The 20,317-nt window shown below is 39.9% G+C and carries 17 protein-coding genes and 3 tRNA genes; 4 read left to right on the plus strand and 16 right to left on the minus strand.

Annotated elements, in window-relative coordinates; translation table 11 throughout:
• Nucleotides 1-209: 209 nt before the first annotated feature.
• Nucleotides 210-992 carry a helix-turn-helix transcriptional regulator gene (locus NST45_RS17585; RefSeq protein ID WP_036679206.1) on the minus strand — a complete coding sequence of 261 codons (783 nt, stop codon included), beginning with the start codon at nt 990-992 and terminating at the stop codon, nt 210-212.
• Between the two features lie 209 nt (nt 993-1,201).
• Between NST45_RS17585 and NST45_RS17590 the strand changes: the two genes are divergently transcribed.
• A complete protein-coding gene (locus tag NST45_RS17590) occupies nt 1,202-1,567 on the plus strand; it encodes a VOC family protein (protein WP_081382354.1) in 366 nt (121 codons plus the stop codon).
• A gap of 104 nt (nt 1,568-1,671) precedes the next feature.
• On the opposite strand, the gene NST45_RS17595 is transcribed toward NST45_RS17590, so the two are convergent.
• Nucleotides 1,672-2,877 (minus strand): MFS transporter, encoded by a 1,206-nt coding sequence (locus NST45_RS17595; RefSeq protein ID WP_076098505.1) that lies wholly within the window; start codon nt 2,875-2,877, stop codon nt 1,672-1,674.
• Nucleotides 2,878-3,069: 192 nt separating this feature from the next.
• On the opposite strand from NST45_RS17595, the gene NST45_RS17600 reads away from it, so the two are divergent.
• Nucleotides 3,070-3,645 carry a TetR/AcrR family transcriptional regulator gene (locus NST45_RS17600; RefSeq protein WP_076098506.1) on the plus strand — a complete coding sequence of 192 codons (576 nt, stop codon included), beginning with the start codon at nt 3,070-3,072 and terminating at the stop codon, nt 3,643-3,645.
• 330 nt (nt 3,646-3,975) lie between these two features.
• On the opposite strand, the gene NST45_RS17605 is transcribed toward NST45_RS17600, so the two are convergent.
• Nucleotides 3,976-4,854: an SDR family NAD(P)-dependent oxidoreductase gene (locus tag NST45_RS17605; protein ID WP_076098507.1), complete on the minus strand. Its 879-nt coding sequence runs from the start codon at nt 4,852-4,854 to the stop codon at nt 3,976-3,978.
• A 168-nt stretch (nt 4,855-5,022) separates the two neighbouring features.
• Here NST45_RS17605 and NST45_RS17610 point away from each other — a divergent pair, with 168 nt between their 5' ends.
• Entirely contained in the window at nt 5,023-5,481 is a 459-nt protein-coding gene (locus NST45_RS17610) for a MarR family transcriptional regulator (RefSeq protein WP_076098508.1), read from the plus strand.
• 290 nt (nt 5,482-5,771) lie between these two features.
• Here NST45_RS17610 and NST45_RS17615 read toward each other — a convergent pair.
• The 8 genes from NST45_RS17615 to nrdR all read right to left on the minus strand — a co-directional run bounded on the left by NST45_RS17615 (nt 5,772) and on the right by nrdR (nt 14,157).
• A tRNA-Lys gene (locus NST45_RS17615) sits at nt 5,772-5,844 on the minus strand.
• A 127-nt stretch (nt 5,845-5,971) separates the two neighbouring features.
• A complete protein-coding gene (locus tag NST45_RS17620; RefSeq protein WP_339826197.1) occupies nt 5,972-10,210 on the minus strand; it encodes an ATP-binding protein in 4,239 nt (1,412 codons plus the stop codon).
• Nucleotides 10,211-10,342: 132 nt separating this feature from the next.
• Nucleotides 10,343-11,053: a restriction endonuclease gene (locus NST45_RS17625; protein ID WP_076101290.1), complete on the minus strand. Its 711-nt coding sequence runs from the start codon at nt 11,051-11,053 to the stop codon at nt 10,343-10,345.
• 415 nt (nt 11,054-11,468) lie between these two features.
• Nucleotides 11,469-12,044 carry a zinc ribbon domain-containing protein gene (locus NST45_RS17630; protein ID WP_076101292.1) on the minus strand — a complete coding sequence of 192 codons (576 nt, stop codon included), beginning with the start codon at nt 12,042-12,044 and terminating at the stop codon, nt 11,469-11,471.
• Nucleotides 12,045-12,421: 377 nt separating this feature from the next.
• Nucleotides 12,422-13,102, minus strand: coding sequence for a hypothetical protein (locus tag NST45_RS17635; protein ID WP_076101294.1), 681 nt, complete (start codon nt 13,100-13,102; stop codon nt 12,422-12,424).
• 168 nt (nt 13,103-13,270) lie between these two features.
• Nucleotides 13,271-13,343, minus strand: a tRNA-Lys gene (locus tag NST45_RS17640).
• Nucleotides 13,344-13,353: 10 nt separating this feature from the next.
• A tRNA-Ala gene (locus tag NST45_RS17645) sits at nt 13,354-13,429 on the minus strand.
• A 251-nt stretch (nt 13,430-13,680) separates the two neighbouring features.
• Complete coding sequence (gene nrdR / locus NST45_RS17650; RefSeq protein ID WP_036678976.1) at nt 13,681-14,157, minus strand: transcriptional regulator NrdR; 477 nt, start codon at nt 14,155-14,157, stop codon at nt 13,681-13,683.
• A 163-nt stretch (nt 14,158-14,320) separates the two neighbouring features.
• Here nrdR and NST45_RS17655 point away from each other — a divergent pair, with 163 nt between their 5' ends.
• Nucleotides 14,321-14,539 (plus strand): alpha/beta-type small acid-soluble spore protein, encoded by a 219-nt coding sequence (locus tag NST45_RS17655; RefSeq protein ID WP_036678974.1) that lies wholly within the window; start codon nt 14,321-14,323, stop codon nt 14,537-14,539.
• 84 nt (nt 14,540-14,623) lie between these two features.
• Here the strand turns inward: NST45_RS17655 and NST45_RS17660 are convergent, their stop codons facing one another.
• From NST45_RS17660 to polA, 5 genes are all read right to left on the minus strand, one after another.
• Nucleotides 14,624-15,187, minus strand: coding sequence for a lytic transglycosylase domain-containing protein (locus NST45_RS17660; RefSeq protein ID WP_036678971.1), 564 nt, complete (start codon nt 15,185-15,187; stop codon nt 14,624-14,626).
• Nucleotides 15,184-15,780: a dephospho-CoA kinase gene (gene coaE, locus NST45_RS17665; RefSeq protein ID WP_076100115.1), complete on the minus strand. Its 597-nt coding sequence runs from the start codon at nt 15,778-15,780 to the stop codon at nt 15,184-15,186. The genes NST45_RS17660 and coaE overlap by 4 nt, the downstream gene beginning before the upstream one ends.
• A 9-nt stretch (nt 15,781-15,789) precedes the next feature.
• Entirely contained in the window at nt 15,790-16,536 is a 747-nt protein-coding gene (locus NST45_RS17670; RefSeq protein ID WP_036678965.1) for a manganese efflux pump, read from the minus strand.
• Nucleotides 16,537-16,668: 132 nt separating this feature from the next.
• Nucleotides 16,669-17,505 (minus strand): DNA-formamidopyrimidine glycosylase, encoded by an 837-nt coding sequence (gene mutM / locus NST45_RS17675; protein ID WP_036678963.1) that lies wholly within the window; start codon nt 17,503-17,505, stop codon nt 16,669-16,671.
• A gap of 52 nt (nt 17,506-17,557) precedes the next feature.
• Nucleotides 17,558-20,227 (minus strand): DNA polymerase I, encoded by a 2,670-nt coding sequence (gene polA, locus NST45_RS17680; RefSeq protein ID WP_076224798.1) that lies wholly within the window; start codon nt 20,225-20,227, stop codon nt 17,558-17,560.
• Nucleotides 20,228-20,317 lie beyond the last annotated feature (90 nt).

Below are 20,317 nucleotides of genomic sequence, written 5' to 3' on the forward strand. Positions count from 1 at the left end.
ATAAATACTCCTCTGTAAAAATTTCGGTTTTCAGCAAAAAATCTAATATCAGGTTTTATATTTTCACAAATATCCAACACAAAATCAAAATACTTGTTGCTGAGCAACAAGTATTTTTGCCGGATCCATATATGACAAACGCCAATCGTTTATTACCCAGATTATATCCATATGAAACAACCGTTAAGAAATTTCCGCAAATTAATCAGCTATTTGAAGATTGAAATAATTCCCTGCACAATGGGCTTCCAAAGATGTGGATATTCTTGCTGAATTAACTTTCTTACCTCCTCCCCCTTGATGTCGTTGAAATTATTATCTTGAGTAATAAAGGTATAAGCACCTTTTACGGTATCCCCTATAGCTATATGCCCGCTTGCATATCCACCCATTGCAATATGGGAAGCGATAGAGAGACCACCCAAGGAGAACATACCTACAGCTAAACCTCCAACAGCAAATATCCCCAATGCTATTCCACCAACGGCCATTGTACCCGCCGCAATGCCCCCAACGGCTAACAAAAGCCCTAGAGCCAGACCTGCAAAGCTGATGAGTCCTAAAGCAAGCGCACCTAAACATAATCCGCCCAAAGCAACAATACCAATGGATACAGCACCAATCGCAACATTACCTATGGCAATAACCCCTTTGGCAACGTATAGCCCCCGTCCGATATGGATATGAACCAGAGGAATTCCAAAGCATGTTCTCTTACTTTTGTACTCATAATGAAACAAGGAATTCAGATCTACATATACGGGGCTTGCGACATGCTCTGCTTTGGTATCGCTTGAAGCATCCTTCACCAGATGATCCAAACTTACGTGAAATAATTCACTTAAACTAATCATCTTATCCATTTCGGGATAGGATTGACCTGATTCCCACTTAGACACGGCTTGCCGCGAAACACCAATCACCTCCGCCAAGTTCTCCTGGGACATTCCTCTCTGTTTCCTATAGCTTTGCAATTTATTTGCAAAGTCCATTCGCCATCACCTCATGCTCATCATATTATAACGTTCTGTAATTGACTACCTATCTACCCTTACATACTGTCAACCACTGGTTGCACAGCTGATTTTGCGGGCTTTTATCCTCACTAAACGTTCTTGATTCCCCATTCTCCCTGTTTCCGGGCAAGATGATAGCGTATAATATACGATATAGAATATTCATCAGAGGAGACTATAAAACCATGAAATTGAGTATGAATTGGATTACGCTTCGGGTCCGCGATCTGGAGGCTTCCCTTCATTTTTATAACCGGATACTGGGGCTACCCATTGAGCGTAGATTTGAGAGCAGTGGAAAACAGATCGTCATGTTAGGTCTGGAGGGGCAACCCAAGATCGAGCTTATTCAGGGAAGTGACCCGGCTTTGAAGCCGGAATGTGGCGTTTCTGTGGGTTTCGAAGTGGATTCACTTGATGAAGCGATGGAGAGTTTAAAAAGCCAAGGTATCCCAGTAGCGCGCGGACCAATCGCCCCCAATCCCCACCTGCGGTTCTTTTATATCCTGGACCCGGACGGGTTTGAGGTGCAGTTAGCGGAGCATAACTAACGTTTATCAAGCGTTATTACCTCAAAAAGAAATAGACCGCCCTAACCAAAGGTAGCGGTCTATTCTGCCGTGTAAAACCTAACCCCCACTCTTAAAGCAAGGCTTTATTCAACAGCTTTAGTTGATCTTTTTTCAGTGAAAAAGTAAACCAAAGCCAATAGCGGCAGGATCACTCCGATGAGTGAGGCGAAGGTCCATCCCCCATAGGCATAAGCCCAACCACCCAAAGATGATCCAACGGCTCCACCCACAAAGAAAATCGCCATAAAGATCCCATTAAGACGTCCCCTCGCTTCACTTCCCAATGAATAAATCACACGCTGTCCGAGTACAAGATTTCCGGATACGGCCATATCCAATGTAATCGCGGAAATAAAGAGCAGAATGAGAGCAAAAGTTGAGTGGCTATGGAAAAGATGAATTAGTAAAAAAGACAAGGTGGCAATGATCATGGCCAGCCCGGTTAACCATTTGCTCCAACCTTTATCTGCCAGTCTTCCAGCAATCGGTGCGGCTACAGCCCCACCAACACCTACTAAAGCAAACCATGCGATACCTTGCTGCGACATTCCAAAATCATCCGCCAACCGCAACGGAACCACCGTCCAAAAGAGACTAAAAGCTCCAAATAAACAGGCTTGATATAAGGCACGTCGGCGCAATATAGGCGTTTGTTTTAAAAGGGTGCCTAAAGAGACAATTAATTTACCATAGCTTACCGAAGGTGCAGGTTTACGTTCAGGAAGAAATCGCGACAGAAGAATGGCTAACAACGTGATGACGACCGCTGAAAAAATAAAAACGGCTTGCCATCCCCAGATGCTGGTGATAAAGCTTGCCACGGGCCGGGCAAACATAATACCTAGTAAGAGTCCACTCATAACATTACCAACCACACGCCCACGCTGCTCTTCAGACGCTAAATAGGTGGCATAAGGTACCAGGATTTGGGCTACCACTGAACCGGTTCCTATAAACAAAGATGCTGTCAGGAACAAAGGCGCATTAGCTGCGAAAGCTGCAACCAGCAATGCACCCACTGCAACCATTAACGTGATTATCGTGAGGCGCCGATTCTCAACAATGTCACTCAGCGGCACGATAAATAACAAACCTACAACATAACCGATTTGAGTTAAAGTGACGATCAAGCCTGCGGCTGTAGAAGAAAGTCCTGTCGAGACACTGATAGGTCCAACAAGGGTTTGAGCATAATAAAGATTGGCTACGATAAGCCCGCATGCGGCTGCTAACATAAACATCATCCAACTTGAAATGTGGTTCTCTTTCACCGCTTGTTCTTTTTGCATGTGAATCCTCCTCAGATTATCTTAATAATTTAAATACTGTACGTTCAGTTCACTAATTCATGTTTAAATAATATACTGAACGTATCGTTTTGTAAATAGGTGATAGTCATTTATTTTTTTAGGTTTTTTTAGTATACTGAACGTATAGTTTATATTTTGATTGGAAACAGATTAATGAAAGGGTGATTTCAGATGGAGAGTAAACGAGGGCGTCCGCGTAATGTTGAGACGGAGAAGTCTATTCTTACCGCATCCTATGATTTGTTATTGGAAAATGGTTTTGGAGCAGTTACGGTGGAAAAAATAGCGGATCGTGCCAAGGTCAGCAAAGCTACGATATATAAATGGTGGCCTAACAAGGCTGCCGTGGTGATGGATGGATTCCTATCCTCCGCTGCGGACAGACTGCCCGTACCTGACACAGGTTCAGTATTTGATGATATTCTCATGCATGCAACGAACTTATCCCGGTTCCTGATTAGTCGAGAGGGTAAAATCATTACGGAGATCATTGGCGAAGGACAGATGGATTCAGGCTTGGCGGAAGCTTATCGGACCCGATATTTCCAGCCTCGTCGGCTTGAGGCACGGCTGCTTATGGAACGGGGTGTTCAGCGCGGGGAATTGAAGGATAATCTCGATATTGAAGTAGTTACCGATCTTATTTACGGGCCGATATTCTACCGCTTGCTGGTGACCGGCCAACCCATAGACGATGCTTATGTGCAGCAGTTGGTGAGGTACGCTTTTCAAGGAATACGTAACTAACGGGAACGGTAAAATAGACCGCCCTCTCTCACCAGAGATGCGGTCTATTTCTGCTCGTAGTACTATAAAAGGTCGGCCTGGCGGAAGGTTGAGATACAACGGACCGAGGTGCTCTTATTTTCTGATTATGGGGCGTTTTCCCAAGCTATCGGACTCCTACGCACTTATTTAGTCTTTTCAAAACAAAATACTGCTACTGGAGAGGAAATAAGTGCGCTACGGTCCGATCACTCGACTAATTGCACCGAATAAAGAAAATAAGAGCCATACAGTCCGCAGGATCAAAAGTAGGTGATTCGAACGGAAATGAGGTCAGTTTCACTAATCACATCAGTTTCCAACGAAACCTTTCTGCTGCACAATGTCTCTCGTATCGTTCCATAATTTATTTTCCATTACCTTATCTCCTCCCGGTTGTACGGGTACAATGGGATTGCCTGTCCCAACGTTAAAATATCCCCCGGTACTCTCTTGATACTTAGGATCGGTCATTAAACGAATAATGATCTCAGCTCCTTTACGAGGATCGCCAATACGAAAGAAATTCAATAAGTGCTTAAGCATCGAAGAAAACCAAAGTTCACGCCCGAGACCTGTAACATTAAAACCTGGATTCAATGCATGAACGCTGATTTCCGTTCCCGCCCAGCGACGTGCAAGCTCACTGGTAAACATAATATTTAACAGTTTGGTTTTCCCATAAATCTCAGATGATCCTCTGGAAGTAAAAGAAGCTGTATTGAGCAAATCTTCTGGCAACTTTAGCACTCCATGCCGGCGTGAAGCTTCCGAAGCAACATTTATAATTTTTGCATTTCCTGCTGCTCTCAAAGAACGTTCTAAAGTATGCGTCAATAACCAAGGTGCAAAATAGTTCACAGCCATCATTTCTGAGAATCCATCTGCAGTTATCCGCTGTTCAAACCCATGAAGCCCTGCATTATTTATTAACACATCTATCTTCGGAAAAACATTAGATATTTCTTGTCCTAACCTAGTGACATCCTTCATTGAGGATAGATCTCCGTAAAAAAAACTAATTTCGGCTGCTGGTACGCTCTCCTTTATCATTTTTCCAGTTGCTTCTGAACGCGTATTACTCCTTGCAGTCAGAACAAGATGGGCACCCTGCTTTGCCATTTCAAGTGCAACGAGTTGTCCCAAACCGCTTGTAGCTCCAGTAATTACAATAATCGGCTTTGTCATCATCTACATTCTCCTTTATATAAGGAATTCATCAGGGGCAATTTCATTTTGACAGCGTATTGTCCAAATCATATAATTGATATATATCAACTATATGACGATGGTTGATATATGTCAACTTTATAGATGTATAAAGACTTTTGAAAAATACTAGGTTAGGTGGTTAAAACAATGAATGCCGAGCGTAAAGACACGTTGAGAGGGCAATTAGAACTGAAGCTAGGTGGACAAATTAGTGCCCTTATTAGCGCTTCGCATGCCCTAAATGTCAGAACTGCTGCCGCTTTCGATTCATCTGTACAACCTGCTGCTTTCCATATAGTCCGTTGGCTGTACTCCTATGGTCCAACAAGTGCCTCTGTATTGGCAGAATCTACGGCTATGGATCGTAGTTCAGTCAGCCGTCTCATCAAGCAACTCGAGAATTTGGGTTATATCAAAAGGGAAGACTCCCCTAACGATCGTCGAGCTATACTTCTTACTCTCACTGATCTTGGACGACAAAAAACCTTTGACGCGTTACAGGATAAGGAGTTCATATTTTATGAGCGCATAGCCCAATGGGATAATCAACAGCTTGAAACCTTTATCGAAATGCTTCAGGAGTTTAATGGATTTAATGATAATTAATAAATGGAAACAAAAAAAGAAACAGCATCTTGCTGTTTCTTTAGATATGGATTGTCTGTAATTGGAGTCAGCAATTGTCACTGATGTTCATGTTCGGCATGTTCATTATTGCATTGCTCAACTACCTCAAAAAGAAATAGACCGCCCTCTCGCAAAGGAATGCGGTCTATTTCCTGACTAAACTTCCGAAGCCGCTTTTATCTACCCAAACTATACCACGATCAAAACCAAATAAAAAGTCACTCTTCCCCAAACAGCAAAGAAACGGCATTTCTGCCGTTTCTTTAAGATGGACTCTCAGGGGCTCGAACCCTGGACAAATAGATTAAGAGTCTACTGCTCTACCAACTGAGCTAAGAGTCCATATGATGTTTGGTGGAGCCAAGGGGGATCGAACCCCTGACCTCATCGCTGCCAGCGATGCGCTCTGGCGTGATGGTCAGGAGCACTGCCCTATAGAAATTGCAATATAAAGGTTTTTATCTAGTAATCAAAATCTATCTTTCATTTCAAATTCTTTATATTGATCTATAATGATGTGTGTCATATCAGTACCATTATCAGTCCAACATATGAACCATTCTTCTTTTCTACTGCGCTCAGACATCTTCTCCATATAAAAATCCCATACCACTGTTAGATCGTTTTCTCTTAAATATTTTTCTAAATAGTCAGCTCTAAATAACAAATTACTTTCATATCCCATATACTGAGAATCAAAGGCAACTAAATTATTCTCACTATCTTTCCAGATTCCCTCAGAAATTTGAAATAACATAAAAAACTTAACTAAATTAGCATTTGGTAAAAGGTAACTACATGAAGTTCTTTCTCCAGAAGCAGGATTGATATTTGTCTCCCACAGATATTCCCATATTGCATCTTCACAATCGATATCTTCAAATTCATTTTCAAAAAACATATCAGAGAACGATGGATGCCAATAATGTTCAAATGCAAATACACTATACGCACTTGCCCAAGAAACACCTAAATTTCCTTTCTTTTCTGATTTCACAGCAATATATTTTTCTTTATCTGAATTAGATAAAAACACTGCCTTTGCCTTTATGCAAAATTCATCCTTATCAACAAAATTTTCACCATTATCTCTACTTTGGACAAGTAATTGGGCTAAAGATATATATTTATTACCTTCATACTCAATAAATATAAATTTATCAAGCTTATTAAACTCTTCTTTATTTTGCGCCCACATTTTATATGGTTCATATGGCAAATATGATTTAATTAAACTTTGCTTATTATTATCTATCGTTGGGTACTTTAATAAACTAGGATCAATGTTTCTTAGGAATGGATTCCATGGTCCATTGTATTTCTTGTAATATTCTTTCTTGATTCCGAGGAAATGATCTTCTTCTTTTAAAGTCTCTTCATTTTCTTCTGATACCAGTTCTATATCTTCTCCTGTTTGAGTTTTCAATATTTTATCCATGTATGAATATATTTTTTTATTTTGCAAATCCTTATATTTTTGATATTCAGGAGTATATAACTTTACTTCTTTGTATATAGGATAATTATCTGTTACTTTAGCTAATAACTCATACAATGCAATCCATTGATATTTTTTACCAATACGCTCTACTAGATTTTCATGTCTATTATATTCTCTAGAATTTCTATCATAATAACCATGTATTTTTTCATCATAACCATAGTCAATAACCCTCATTGTAGCAATATTGCTTAAATCTTGGTCATTAAATTGATTTCTCCAATCATATAATACACTCCCAAAAACATACCTTCCAAAATCTCCATAAGCTCCAGTTCCTCTTCCATATTCAGTTGTCATAGATCTAATAATCCGATCGAATCCACAAAATTGCTCTCCTGTTACTTGTTGCATTTCTTTTAACTTTTCATCTACGTCTTTTAATGTATATGTTTTTTCATACCAGTTACTCGAATATGGAGGATTAATCTTTTTATATTCTTCAAGTTCAATAATCCCTTTACTTCCAGCATATAAAATAATACCTCGAGCATAATCTCTAATTAGTACATTCGGATACACTTCATCTTGATCAAATATTTTAGAATAAATAACATCTATTATTTTCTCTAATTGTGGTATTTCATTTGTTCTTAGAATTGCACCATATGCACTTGCAAAAAGTCTTTCCAACACATATGGATCATTAATATCAATAAACCTATTGATATCCTTTAAAATAATCGATGGTTCATTCATATATAGTTTTACTAGAGCCGCGGTAGAAGTATCTCTTAATTTACGGTCTGTACATGTAAAGAGCCAAATTATGGTCAAAGACAGCAACTCAAAATTCTCATACTTAAAGTGTTGAAAGCTTAAGTTTTGATTTAGAATGATCTCTACCAGTCGCGTAGGCACTTCTGGATTATTATTTATAGATATAGTCCAACTTCCATCCCTTATAGACATTGCTAAAGGATAAATGTTACCATGTAAAAATTCTGCATTTAATGGTGATTCTATAGTATAAGACTGTTTTAACAAATTTTCATAGACTAAACTTTGTAAATCTATATTTCCTTGTATCAGACATAAATCAATCCAGTGGAAAGTTCTTTCATTTATATTTTGCACATTTCTCCATGGGATTCCTCGAATAAAGGATTCTGCTAGATCAAAAGTAATTAACTTACTATCTACTAAATCTAGCCATTCTAATTTTAATTTTTCCGGAACAACTATCGAGAGACTCTCATAAACTCCATAATAAAATGGATTATCAGATGACAATATTTCCTCAAAGAGCTTTTTATCTTGCTGATATCTTTCTAATAAAGCTAGGGATATATATATATCTGCAAACCTTTCATAAGTAAAATATACGAAACTTTTACCACTATAGCCTGAATTAATTGTTAAAATATTTTCCTCTTCTAACCCTAAGATTAATTCTCGGTAACCCTTCGTAAAGGGACTTGCTACACTATCTAATACTTTATAAAGTTGCTTTATTTCAATATAATGACTTTCACTTTCAATAAACTTTAAAGCAATTTCTTTTAAAATATTATCAACTAGATTTAATGAGTTTGAATATGGAAATCTTTGATCAAGTGATAACCTACTATTAACATTTTCTATATATTTTACTAATACCTCGACTATACTCCAACCTTTATATCCTACATATTCTTCTTGAATTGCTTCACAATATATTTGTAAGAATAAAGGATTATAGCACTCATTTTCTAAAGAAGGGAATGTTACCGGATTTATCCTATAGTAATTAAAAAAAGGCTCTAAAGCTTCCAAACTTAAATTCTTAAATCCCCTGTGTTCTAATTTATGTAAAGGAAATTCTTCTGCAATATTTTCAGGTAAAACGCTTCTTAAATAGTTACTTCTAACAGATAAGACCACAGCAATATTGTCAAATTCTTTAATGCTATTTAAAAAATTCAGCAAATAATTTGTCCAAAAGTATTTACCTGCTCCCTCATTTAAAGCATCTATAAAAATTACAGTTCTCTTATTTTTCTTATTCGCTCTATCATTAAATTCTTTTAGAAATGACTCTTTAGAACCTTTGTAATCAATCAAATTAAATATTTGTTCAAAAGGATTATCATATGCATTTAAATGCTGACCTAAAAATAAAAAAACACTATGACCTTCTTCTTGTAATCTTTTAGCATTATCCGCCAATAAATGCGATTTACCTATTCCTGCATCTCCATATATCAATAAATATGGCTCATTAATTAATTCAGGTCTTACCATGTCTATATAATCTTTTAATTCTCTTTCATACTTATTTATTGTGGTGATTGGATTCATTATTTCTTCTCTAAAGCTTTTATTATCATCTTCAAATAGCTTATATCTGACCCCTTTAACTTTTGCCATAAAACCATTCATCTCTTCTGAAAGACATTTCAAATTACTGTCTAGATAGAATTCTTTGTTTTTGCAATCACTCATTTTTAAATATTTTAAAACTTTTTCAATAAAATTCATATCACATCCTAAATATTCTCTATATTCATTTAAAACTTCATTCAGATTCACAATACTCGTTTGCAGTTTAAATAATAAATTTTCAAAATTTTGATAAACCTGGTTTTTACTTGCCAACGAATCAAATATCGCGTTAAAATCCGTTTCTACATTCGCTTCTGAATTATATCTTTTACCTAAATCTAATATATTTCTATCTAATTTATTCCCTAAATATTCATCAGTGTATCTTTCTAAATAAGCTCTTTCTTTTATTTCTAGTAAATTTTTCTCAAAGTATTCTTGTAAACTGTGATTACTTTCCACAACACTATTTTGAATATTAGATAAGATACTCATTTCATTTGATTTGAAGCTTTTATCTCTATACTCCTTAAGATGTATAATCAAATCACTAAGATATTGATTTACAACAGGATGATTTTCTATTACTTTTAGATCCACAGATATTCTATAATTGTTTATCTCATCGATTGCTAATTTTGTTAATTGTTGTACAAATGCCTCTTTAGTAACAGAGCTATAAGTAGCTCCAAATACATAGTTAAATATCAAAAGCCCATTCTTTTCATCATTTAAAAACTGTTGAAATGTATTTGAATCAACAAATGAATCTTCGTATTCTTTTTGAAAGTCTTTTATCTTATTAAGTTTCCATTTAATCTTGAATTTATTTATAAATGTTGTACTTATTAATAGCGCTATTTTCCCAATTAAAGGTTTAACTATAAATAAAATATTCACTATTTCCTATTCTCCTCTTAATGAAAGACTTATCACTTAATAATGAAAAGTATCTCTATTCTAATTAATTTATAAATACAGTTTTTTGAATTACAAATTTAAAAATAATTAGAGAATAACATTCTTAAAACCCTATCAAGATGGATTAGTAGTTGTTCTTTTTCCATTATCATTCTTCCATCTCTTCAACCTATCATCCAACGACAGCCCATTAATCAACTTAATATTCAGCTTATCCGCAGCCTCTTTCGCCGCCTTCGTGAAATTACTAGTCGTCACAATCCAAGCATCATAACAGCCATGTACCTGCTTACCGGCTTTAAGCCGTAACACAATATCATTTCCAACATCCTGCTTCCAACGCTTGCACTGCACAGCAATTTTATACCCCTCTTTGCCTTTGAGGATTAAATCCACTTCATGATCACCTGATCCGCCGACTCGTTGTACGGTATAGCCTTGATCTATGTAATACAGCTCCATTAAACGCTCAAAATCCGTACCAGACAATGTCCTTACGTCTGCTTTCAGAATCTGTGCATCCGTCAGTTTTTTGGTAGAAGCCTTAGTCGATGTACTACGAACACTAGCCTTGGTCCTTGCTACGCTACTCTGTTTTGTATTATTCGTTCCAGATACTCTTCTTACTTTCTTAGACTTACGCCGCTTACGAGTCCACATACCTCCGAAGATTTCCCCGAGAATGACCGAACCTAATAGAATTCCTAAAAAGAAACCCCAGTGCAACCCCGGAATGCTAAAGTAAATCGCTAAACCTCCAAGGATAAACAGTCCTCTTACTACATATGCTACTTGCCTGCCTTCTGCATAATACGTTTTAGCCATATAATATCCACCTCATGCTGTAATAGCTCCATTTAAAGGACTATCTACCTAGTCCATTCGACATTTCATTTGATTATTTTCTACATTTTGCTATTTTTCGGATCAAGTTTCTCTACTATATCATAAGTTTGGCTATATTTGGAATGACAAAAAGCCCCCATATAATACTGAGGACCTACTCTATTTCACAAAGATTTAATTAGCTTTGGAATTTAGTGAATGTTCTATAATTAATTCTGTTATATCTTAGTATGATGCGATAGTGCTTTACCTAAAACATTATCACCAGCATTCAAATCATTACCTTTTAGACTACTTGCACTTGCAGTCGCTAAAAACGAGCTAATGTTCAATTTCAACGTCAGTTCTACTGAATCTCGGTAAACCTTAACACTCTCAATGATCGTACTAAGCATCATTTTCTTTTTTGCAGTAGAGCTTTCTGAAATACCTCGCGCCAAACAGGAATATAGGTCTGGAGAGTCTGTATTTCAACTTGTTCTACCTTTCTAGCATTGAGCTCCTGCTCAAACATCTCTAGCTTTGCTAGTAAAAACGATACCTCACTCTCTTTCTTCTTAACCATCTCGTTTACCATCTCTCTATCTAGAGGACTTTTCCCCATGATGACTTTTAATACATCATCTTTGAAACTTGAAAGCTCCATTTTGGCTTTATCCGTCAGCTTTTGATGCTTTCGTAAAGCTTTTTCCTCGTCCCCAGAGTTTCTACTTTTTATCTGTTCTATTTGCTCTTTCAAGTCCAGCGTTTCTAGTTGATCCAGATAAGCATATATTTCATCTAGCACAATCCCTTCCAGACAGATCGGGGAATGGATTGTTTTACCACTACATTTCACCTTTTGAAGTGCCTTCCCTGAACAGCGATACTTAGCCTCACGCTTCACTATTTCCGTACCATCTTTACGAGTATACTTTTTTGTGTTCCAAGTTGTTGTTAGTGGATTTCCGCAATGACCACATCTCGCCATTCCAACTAACAGTAATGACCCCTTCGTATTTCTAAGTACACATTCGATGCCTTTCTTCTTTGTATTCTCGGGATTTCTCTTTTTGTGTATGGCTTGGACTCGTGCCCATTTAGCCTCATCTATAATAACCAGTTCTCATTGTGTTTCTTAGAGACAACTTCTTTATCAGTTCTTCTTTCGCAAACTATTTACCCTTTCCCTTTTCTTTTTCTTTTTCTTTAAGCATCTTGGCGATCAGATATTGTCCGTAACCTTCCTGAACTACTCAGTCGAACATTAATATTTTCTAATTCGGTTGTACGTTCTCATCTACACTAACCTCCAGTAGTTACTTCGTAACTTATGATTTTAGCTCGATTGCTAAGATCAGTTATATTTTATGATATCCTACGTCTATATCTACGTCTTTGGTTTTGAGGAAGTTCTTCATCCTTCATTAGATTATTTAATCTTGCAATAATAAAACCTATGACAACAAATTCAATTAATGTAGTCGTGAATATATGAAATACTTGCAAAAATCTCAAAATTCCAAAACTATTAACATTGTGCTGAAAATCTATAAATAACCCTGTTAAAGGAAGCGAATACTTAATAGAAAATGCATAAAACATAAAATCATATAACCCTAAACTTGAATTGACCTGAACTACTATAGACCATAAACTATAGAGCAACGAGAACATTACGTTAGGTAGAATCAAAAAAATACAAATCATTATTAACTGGATTGCAACATCGTAACTTTTACCCATTTTTGACCAAGGATTATCGGATCGAAGATATTTCACTCCTCTCGAACAAGCAAAATAAATAAGATAAATTATTATCATAGTAGCTTCAATCATTGAGAAAGTTAAAACAGTCCAACCCATAAATTCTCCAGACTTAGTAGAAATCCACGAGTTTTTTAAAACACCTATACTAGTTAAATAAAGACCAATTAATGAACTACAAAAAAACAAAATCTTCATTACGTCAATTTTCTTCAAACAAAACAAAACAATACCTGGAATTACCAAACCCAAAAATATAAGAAACCATGAAAAAATTAACATAACGAAACACCTTCCTTATCTTTCTATTATATTGAAACATAATACGCATACATTTGTGAAGGCGTTTCATTTAGTCATGTATATAAGTGCCCCGTAGTTTTTCATTAAAATTCACAAAAAAAAAAAAAAAAAAAAAAAAAAAACGGCATTTCTGCCGTTTCTTTAGGATGGACTCTCAGGGGCTCGAACCCTGGACAAATAGATTAAGAGTCTACTGCTCTACCAACTGAGCTAAGAGTCCATATGAAGTTTGGTGGAGCCAAGGGGGATCGAACCCCTGACCTCATCGCTGCCAGCGATGCGCTCTCCCAGCTGAGCTATGGCCCCAAACTGAAATTTCAGATGTATGTAATCACACATTTTTAAATTTTAGTTTGGTCGTAATTGAGTTGTTCCGATAAACTCAAGCGTCGTAGGCGACTTCTATATAATATAAAAAATCGCCCTCTATGTCAACACTTTTTTTAAAATTCATTTTTCCACTCAAATTCCCCGCTCAAAACTCAGAGGAAACAAACCAGTACAAGCACTCTTAACAGACCCTAGGATTGGTTGTAACGCCCTAACTGGACAAAACCCTATAATCCCTCTAATTCTCCCGTACTCTTGGACAGCAGCCCCTTGAGTTCCTTCATGAACATATTAATATCCTTGAACTGGCGATATACGGACGCAAAACGAACGTAAGCGACTTCATCTACTGGGTAGAGCTGCTCCATCACGAATTCACCAATCTGTTGGCTTTCCACTTCCGCAACGGCGATGCCGCGCAAAGATTTCTCAACCTCGGACACGATCTTTTCTAGACGTTCCACAGAAACCGGCCGTTTCTCACAAGCACGGATGAGACCGCGGAGTATTTTATCACGACTGAATTCCTCACGGCTGCCGTCTTTTTTAATTACAATCAGTGGCGTCTCTTCAATCATTTCAAAAGTAGTGAAACGTTTGCTGCAACGCTCACATTCACGCCTACGACGGATTGACTTATTTTCATTCGCTGGTCGCGAGTCCAGCACTTTAGTATTTGTGTGATCACAGTAAGGGCATTTCATAAGCTTCATCACTTCCTAATACATAATGGTTTGGTCCCGGAACGTTATAAATCCGGCTTTTGAACGGCTTTTTTATTATTTCCAGAAATCACCGTTTTTTTCTTGTAATGATAATGGCAAGTCCGGCACATAATACAGTTACCAACAGAGGAGGTGAACAGCAATGAGCCAAAGCAACAACTCCAATAACCTTGTAGCTCCAAATTCCCGCGGTGCCTTGGAACAACTTAAATACGAAGTTGCCCAAGAACTAGGAATCACGCTTTCCCCAGATGGTTACCAAGGCAATAAAACTTCTTATGAAAATGGTTCGATCGGTGGTTACATCACTAAACGTCTTGTAACCCTGGCAGAACAACAACTGGCAGGTCAATACAAATAACCTGACCAACATAAGCTTTTTGAAGAAGTATTAAACGACCTACAGGTCGTTTAATACTTCTTTTTATACATAACACGGCAGAAATTAAAATTCTTTGTAAATGTCCGTGTACTGATCATAGTAATAATTAACGCGCTGTACATAATGCCTGGTTTCACCAATGGGAATATCTTTAATGGTTGCATCTGTCCCATCCCAGATCCCTTCGTCCAACCAGCGTTGAACTTTTCCGGGTCCAGCATTATAGGCTGCGATAATTGCTGTACGTTTACCTTCGAACTGACGGGATAAAGTTGAAAGATACCATGTACCCAGTTCAATATTAGCCGAAGGCTCATGCTTGAGTTCTTCCATAGATACGTTTGGAAGCTTGGCCTTTTCCAGCGCCCACTTCGCGGTATCCGGCATAAGCTGCATCAGCCCTAGTGCGCCTTTTTTGGATTCTCGTCCAGTTTTAAAGTTCGTTTCTACACGAATAATCGCGGTTACAAGAAACGGGTCTATCTCATAAGTGATGCTGTGCTTGCGAATCTCGTCTTTAAAATGGATGGGATAAAACCACGACATCCAGTTTGTACTCAGAAACAATATTGCCGTAAAACCAACAAATAGCAGAAGCAGTACTCTTTTTTTACGTAACCATTTCATGATAAACCCAGCCTGTCCCAAAAAACAGCAACCTGTTGCTCAGTGTACGCAAGATCGCCACTGTTGTCGATGATGTAGTCCGCTTTATTACGTTTCTGTTCAATATCCATCTGTGCATTCAATCGCGCTTCTGCTTCTTCTAAAGAGAGCCTGTTACGTTCCATTAATCGAGTAATTTGCACTTCACGGGGAACGTAGACTACTACAATCTCATGGAACAGGGTCTCAAGCCCTGATTCAAAAAGAAGCGGAATATCCACAATAATAAGCCGCTTCGGCTCTTCCTGCTCCATGCTGTACATACGATTTTTGATTTCCTGCCGGATGGCAGGATGCGTCAAATTGTTCAAGGTTTGCAGGGCCACCGGATCTTGAAAGACGATTTCACCTAATTTGGCCCTATTCAGTGTTCCATCCGAAAAAAGGATCTCTTTTCCAAATTGCTTAGCAGCAGCAGCCAACACTTCATGCCCGGGAAGCATAACTTCTCTGGCGATCACATCGGCATCAACCAGCCTCGCTCCCTTGTTCACAAGCAGTGCAGACACTGTGCTTTTTCCGGATGCGATTCCTCCGGTTAAGCCTATAATCATGTACTCACCTCATAATAGCTTCAGTATTCCCATTGCAATTAATAATAACGCTGGTAATGCGGCAGCATGCTTCATCCAGTAGTTCCCGGCAAATCTAAGTCCAGTCTTCATACCCAGTAATAGAAATGTACCACTAAATAAAGCTATTGTAAGTGATGTCCATATCGGATTGAAGCCAAGCAGCGCTGCGCCAAGTCCAGCCCCAAAAGCATCCAGAGAGAGCGCAATCCCAAGTATCATCGCCTCCATCGAAGAGATGCTTCCTGAGGCATCCATATCCGCAGAAGACGGGGTACGCAAGATCTGCACTACAATCCCCAAACGGCGTAGCTCAAGCGAAAAAACAGCTGATTTCAACGGTTCATCATTCATAACAGGTTCTGTACCCGCTTCAGAATCAGCAGCTACCTCTGCCCAAGCCTGCTCGGAAAATGAGCCCTCATCTACCGTTTCAGCTTTACGTCCGCCATCTGCATCTTTCTCTTTTTGCATCAGCATCTGAACAAGTGACCAGCACCCCATTAGCACAAGTATAACCGCACCAACCATAGAAGCTGCATTCGGAGACACTACCTTGGCAAGCAAAACCCCAACCTGCATAGATACACAGATAACTACCCCCGAACAGAGCGAGATAATCAGAACGGAGAGCAGTGGTATTTTCATTTTACGCAGCCCATATGTAATTCCTACACCAAAACCGTCCAAACTCAAGGCAAACGCTAGCAATAGCAGTGAAAATAATGGGCTGAGCACCCGCAATCCCTCCTGTGAAGAACCGGCAAACTGAAAAGTTTATCGTTTCAGCTTCCGTTCTCTATTAAGCATTCTTCACACAGTATATGGGCGGGACAAGTAGTGGGTGCCAACCTTATTATTTCAACAAATTCAGTTAACAGTCGGGCGCTGGCAATTTGGACAATAATGCGTGCCACGACCGCCTACAACCGTCTTCTCAATCATCGTTCCACAGTTACTGCACGGCTGATCCTTACGACCGTAAATCAATAGCTGCTGCTGATACGTACCGCTCTCACCTTGGCCATTAACATATGACTTAACAGATGAACCTCCGGCGTTAACCGCTTCGGCCAGCGTGCTTACAATGGCATGATGCAGCTTGTCCAATTGATTGTCCGTGAGCGATTTGGCGCTGTCTTCAGGATGGATGCCCGCACGGTGCAACGACTCATCTACATAAATATTGCCGATGCCGACGATATATTCCTGATTAAGCAGCAGCGATTTAATTTTGGTGCTTTTACCTGACACGATCTGCTTAAACCTCTCCGGTGTAAAAGAAGGCTCCAGCGGCTCCTGCCCCAGCTTGTTTAAAGGCGGCAGCTGAAGATCTTCTCCCATCTGAAAAAGATGCATCGTACCGAACTGGCGAACATCCGTGTAACGCAGCTCAGTTCCATCCGTAAAATGAAAAATCACATGTGTATGCTTGTCCAGTGGGTCATCATTTGAAAAAAGTCCGTAACGGCCTTCCATCCGCAAATGTGACACAAGCACCAGACCATCCAGCACAATACGCAAAAACTTTCCTCTTCGTTCAACTTTAACAATGCTATGACCTGCCAGCAGGTGGGCAAAAGCCTGAATATCATCCGGACGCTGAATAATCCGCGCCAACCGGACGGTTACATTCTCTATCTGCTTTCCATTAACTAACTCATTAAGTGTTCTCTTGACTGTCTCTACTTCCGGTAATTCCGGCATGATGTCTTCACCTCAACTACATTATAGCTGATATGCACACCTTAAAGGGAGTCTATTTCGCCTCGTACCAGTTACTTCCAAAGCTGACCTCTGCCTTAAGTGGCACAGATAACTTCAGGGCTCCACCCATTACTTCCGGCAAAAGCGTCTTCATAAGCTCCATTTCATCCTCTGGCACCTCGAATACAAGCTCATCGTGTACTTGAAGCAGCATACGGCTCTTAAGCCCACGATCAAATAATGCCTTGTCCATATGCACCATCGCCAGCTTGATAATATCCGCTGCTGTTCCCTGTATAGGTGTATTCATTGCTGTCCGCTCCGCAAAAGAGCGCAGATTAAAGTTTTTCGCATTAATCTCCGGCAGATAACGGCGACGTTCAAGCAATGTGGTCACATAACCATACTTCCGTGCCTCCACTACGATATCGTCCATATAGCGGCGCACACCCTGATATACCTCGAAATACTGCTCAATAAATTGAGCGGCTTCCTTACGCGGAATATTCAAATTCTGCGAGAGGCCGTAATCACTGATCCCGTAGACGATCCCGAAGTTTACGGCTTTTGCGGCACGGCGCATATTGCTGTCCACCTGTTCCGCGGTCACACCGAACACATCCATCGCTGTCTTCGTGTGAATATCCATATCATGCAGAAAAGCTTCCTTCATCCGCTCATCACCTGAAATATGCGCAAGCACACGCAGTTCGATCTGCGAATAGTCGGCTGCCAGGATGGACCAGCCCGGTTCGGACGGAACGAATACCTTGCGGATTTTGCGTCCTTCCTCTAGACGAATCGGGATATTCTGCAAGTTCGGGAATTGGCTGCTAAGCCGTCCTGTAGCGGCAATCGTCTGCCGGTAGAATGTATGCACCTTCCCTGTGTTCGGGGAAATTTCTTTAAGCAGCCCCTCTACGTAGGTAGATTGAAGCTTCGCAATTGTGCGATATTGCAAAATCAAACGCACCACATCGTGGTATGGCGCCAGTTTTTCAAGCACTTCGGCATCCGTGGAATAACCCGTCTTCGTCTTCTTGACGACAGGCAGACCTAGCTTTACAAACAAGATTTCACCCAGCTGCTTTGGTGAGTTCAAATTAAACTCAGTGCCACAAATCTCGTATATTTCACTGACCAATTTGGAAATTTGCGCCTCAAATTCTTTTCCAAGCTCTTTAAGATCACCAGCATTGACTGCAATCCCCTGTTTCTCCATATCCGCCAAAATCCGTGACAAAGGCATTTCCAGATCCTCGAATAGCCCTGTCATCGCGGTCTCCACCAGCTCCTGCTGTTGCTTCTGTGCGATTCCAAGAACCGTTGCACTCTTTCGTGCAACGTGATTTCCTAAGACTTCAAGCTCAGGGATTTTGTATTTGGCACCTTTACCAAATACCTCTTCATCAGGAGAGAGCCGCGGCAAGCCGTATTTAGCAGTGAGATCGTTTAGATTCTGATTAGCCTCCGTAGGATCAAGCAAATAAGCCGCCAGCTGCACATCATGGGCTGCACCTGCAAAAGCAATTCCCTGCCAGTGTAGAGCCAAATCAGCGCGGTGAAGATCATATCCACTTTTCGGAGCCTTTTCATCTCCTAGCCAATCACGCAGCTTCGCAGCAGCCGGTTTATGCAGTAATTCAAACGGCACATAGTAATGCCGCTCCAGAGAGGACAATCCTATTCCGATTACCTCGGCACGATGCGGATTATCTCCATTCGATTCCACATGCAGCGCCGAAATGCCAGCCAGGGCTTCACTTAGCCCCTTAAGTTCTTCTTCACTTACGATCGTAATATCAAGTGCAGCTGCTTCTACTTCAGCAGCACTTTCCTCTCCCTCGGCAACAGGAGCATAAGCACTAAGAGACAAACGTTCCAACAGTGATTTAAATTCCAGCTTGGCAAGCGCTGGGCCGGCTGTATCCGCTGAAATTCCATTAAAGACCATGTCTTCCCACGAATGCTCAAGCGGCACTTCGCGATAGATGGTCGCTAATTTTTTACTCATTACCGCATCTTCCGCATGGGTTTCCAGTTTTTCTTTCATTTTCCCCTTTAGCTCACCGGTTCCAGCTAAGACACCTTCCACCGATCCAAATTGATGCAGCAGCTTCAAAGCTGTCTTCTCACCTACGCCGGGTACTCCCGGGATGTTGTCACTCGCATCGCCCATCAGCCCTTTAAGATCAATGATCTGCTCTGGGGTTAGGTCATATTTCTCCCGGATTTGTTCCGGCCCATAAAGCTCAACTTCAGTGACCCCTTTGCGGATTAAAGCAACGGTCGTATGCTCAGAGGCCAGCTGCAACATATCCTTGTCTCCCGACACGATCATAACCTGCCGTCCCGCTTCATCCGCCTGGCGCGAAATGGTGCCAATAATATCATCAGCCTCATAATTGCCAATTTCAAACTGCGGTACACCTAAATTAGTCAGCAATTCCTTCAACAATGGGAACTGCTCGGAGAGCTCGGGCGGTGTTTTTTGCCGGCCGCCCTTATAATCCTGATAACCTTCATGCCGAAAAGTAACTTTCCCTGCATCGAAAGCGACAATCATATGTGTCGGTTTATGTTCTTCAATTAATCGAAGCAGCATCGTTGTAAATCCGTACACCGCATTTGTCTGTTGCCCTGCTGTATTCGTCAGCGGGGGCATCGCAAAAAAAGCACGGTAAATAATATTGTTTCCATCTATAAGTATCAACTTGTCCATAGTGCACCTCGCCTTTTCATGCTTACTCCTTACATCTTACCATATGCCCTCTACAAGTAGAAACGGCTTTACCAACCTAAACAGTGGGAT

The sequence above is a fragment of the Paenibacillus sp. FSL R7-0163 genome, from assembly GCF_037969975.1.
Lineage (GTDB): Bacteria > Bacillota > Bacilli > Paenibacillales > Paenibacillaceae > Paenibacillus_AQ > Paenibacillus_AQ odorifer.

Excerpts from the sequence above, each read along its gene's own strand:
- NST45_RS17585 (WP_036679206.1), bottom strand. The coding sequence starts at position 992 with ATGGACTTTGCAAATAAATTGCAAAGCTATAGGAAACAGAGAGGAATG.
- NST45_RS17590 (WP_081382354.1), top strand. The coding sequence starts at position 1,202 with ATGAAATTGAGTATGAATTGGATTACGCTTCGGGTCCGCGATCTGGAG.
- NST45_RS17595 (WP_076098505.1), bottom strand. The coding sequence starts at position 2,877 with ATGCAAAAAGAACAAGCGGTGAAAGAGAACCACATTTCAAGTTGGATG.
- NST45_RS17600 (WP_076098506.1), top strand. The coding sequence starts at position 3,070 with ATGGAGAGTAAACGAGGGCGTCCGCGTAATGTTGAGACGGAGAAGTCT.
- NST45_RS17605 (WP_076098507.1), bottom strand. The coding sequence starts at position 4,854 with ATGATGACAAAGCCGATTATTGTAATTACTGGAGCTACAAGCGGTTTG.
- NST45_RS17610 (WP_076098508.1), top strand. The coding sequence starts at position 5,023 with ATGAATGCCGAGCGTAAAGACACGTTGAGAGGGCAATTAGAACTGAAG.
- NST45_RS17625 (WP_076101290.1), bottom strand. The coding sequence starts at position 11,053 with ATGGCTAAAACGTATTATGCAGAAGGCAGGCAAGTAGCATATGTAGTA.
- NST45_RS17630 (WP_076101292.1), bottom strand. The coding sequence starts at position 12,044 with ATGGCGAGATGTGGTCATTGCGGAAATCCACTAACAACAACTTGGAAC.
- NST45_RS17635 (WP_076101294.1), bottom strand. The coding sequence starts at position 13,102 with ATGTTAATTTTTTCATGGTTTCTTATATTTTTGGGTTTGGTAATTCCA.
- nrdR (WP_036678976.1), bottom strand. The coding sequence starts at position 14,157 with ATGAAATGCCCTTACTGTGATCACACAAATACTAAAGTGCTGGACTCG.
- NST45_RS17655 (WP_036678974.1), top strand. The coding sequence starts at position 14,321 with ATGAGCCAAAGCAACAACTCCAATAACCTTGTAGCTCCAAATTCCCGC.
- NST45_RS17660 (WP_036678971.1), bottom strand. The coding sequence starts at position 15,187 with ATGAAATGGTTACGTAAAAAAAGAGTACTGCTTCTGCTATTTGTTGGT.
- coaE (WP_076100115.1), bottom strand. The coding sequence starts at position 15,780 with ATGATTATAGGCTTAACCGGAGGAATCGCATCCGGAAAAAGCACAGTG.
- mutM (WP_036678963.1), bottom strand. The coding sequence starts at position 17,505 with ATGCCGGAATTACCGGAAGTAGAGACAGTCAAGAGAACACTTAATGAG.
- polA (WP_076224798.1), bottom strand. The coding sequence starts at position 20,227 with ATGGACAAGTTGATACTTATAGATGGAAACAATATTATTTACCGTGCT.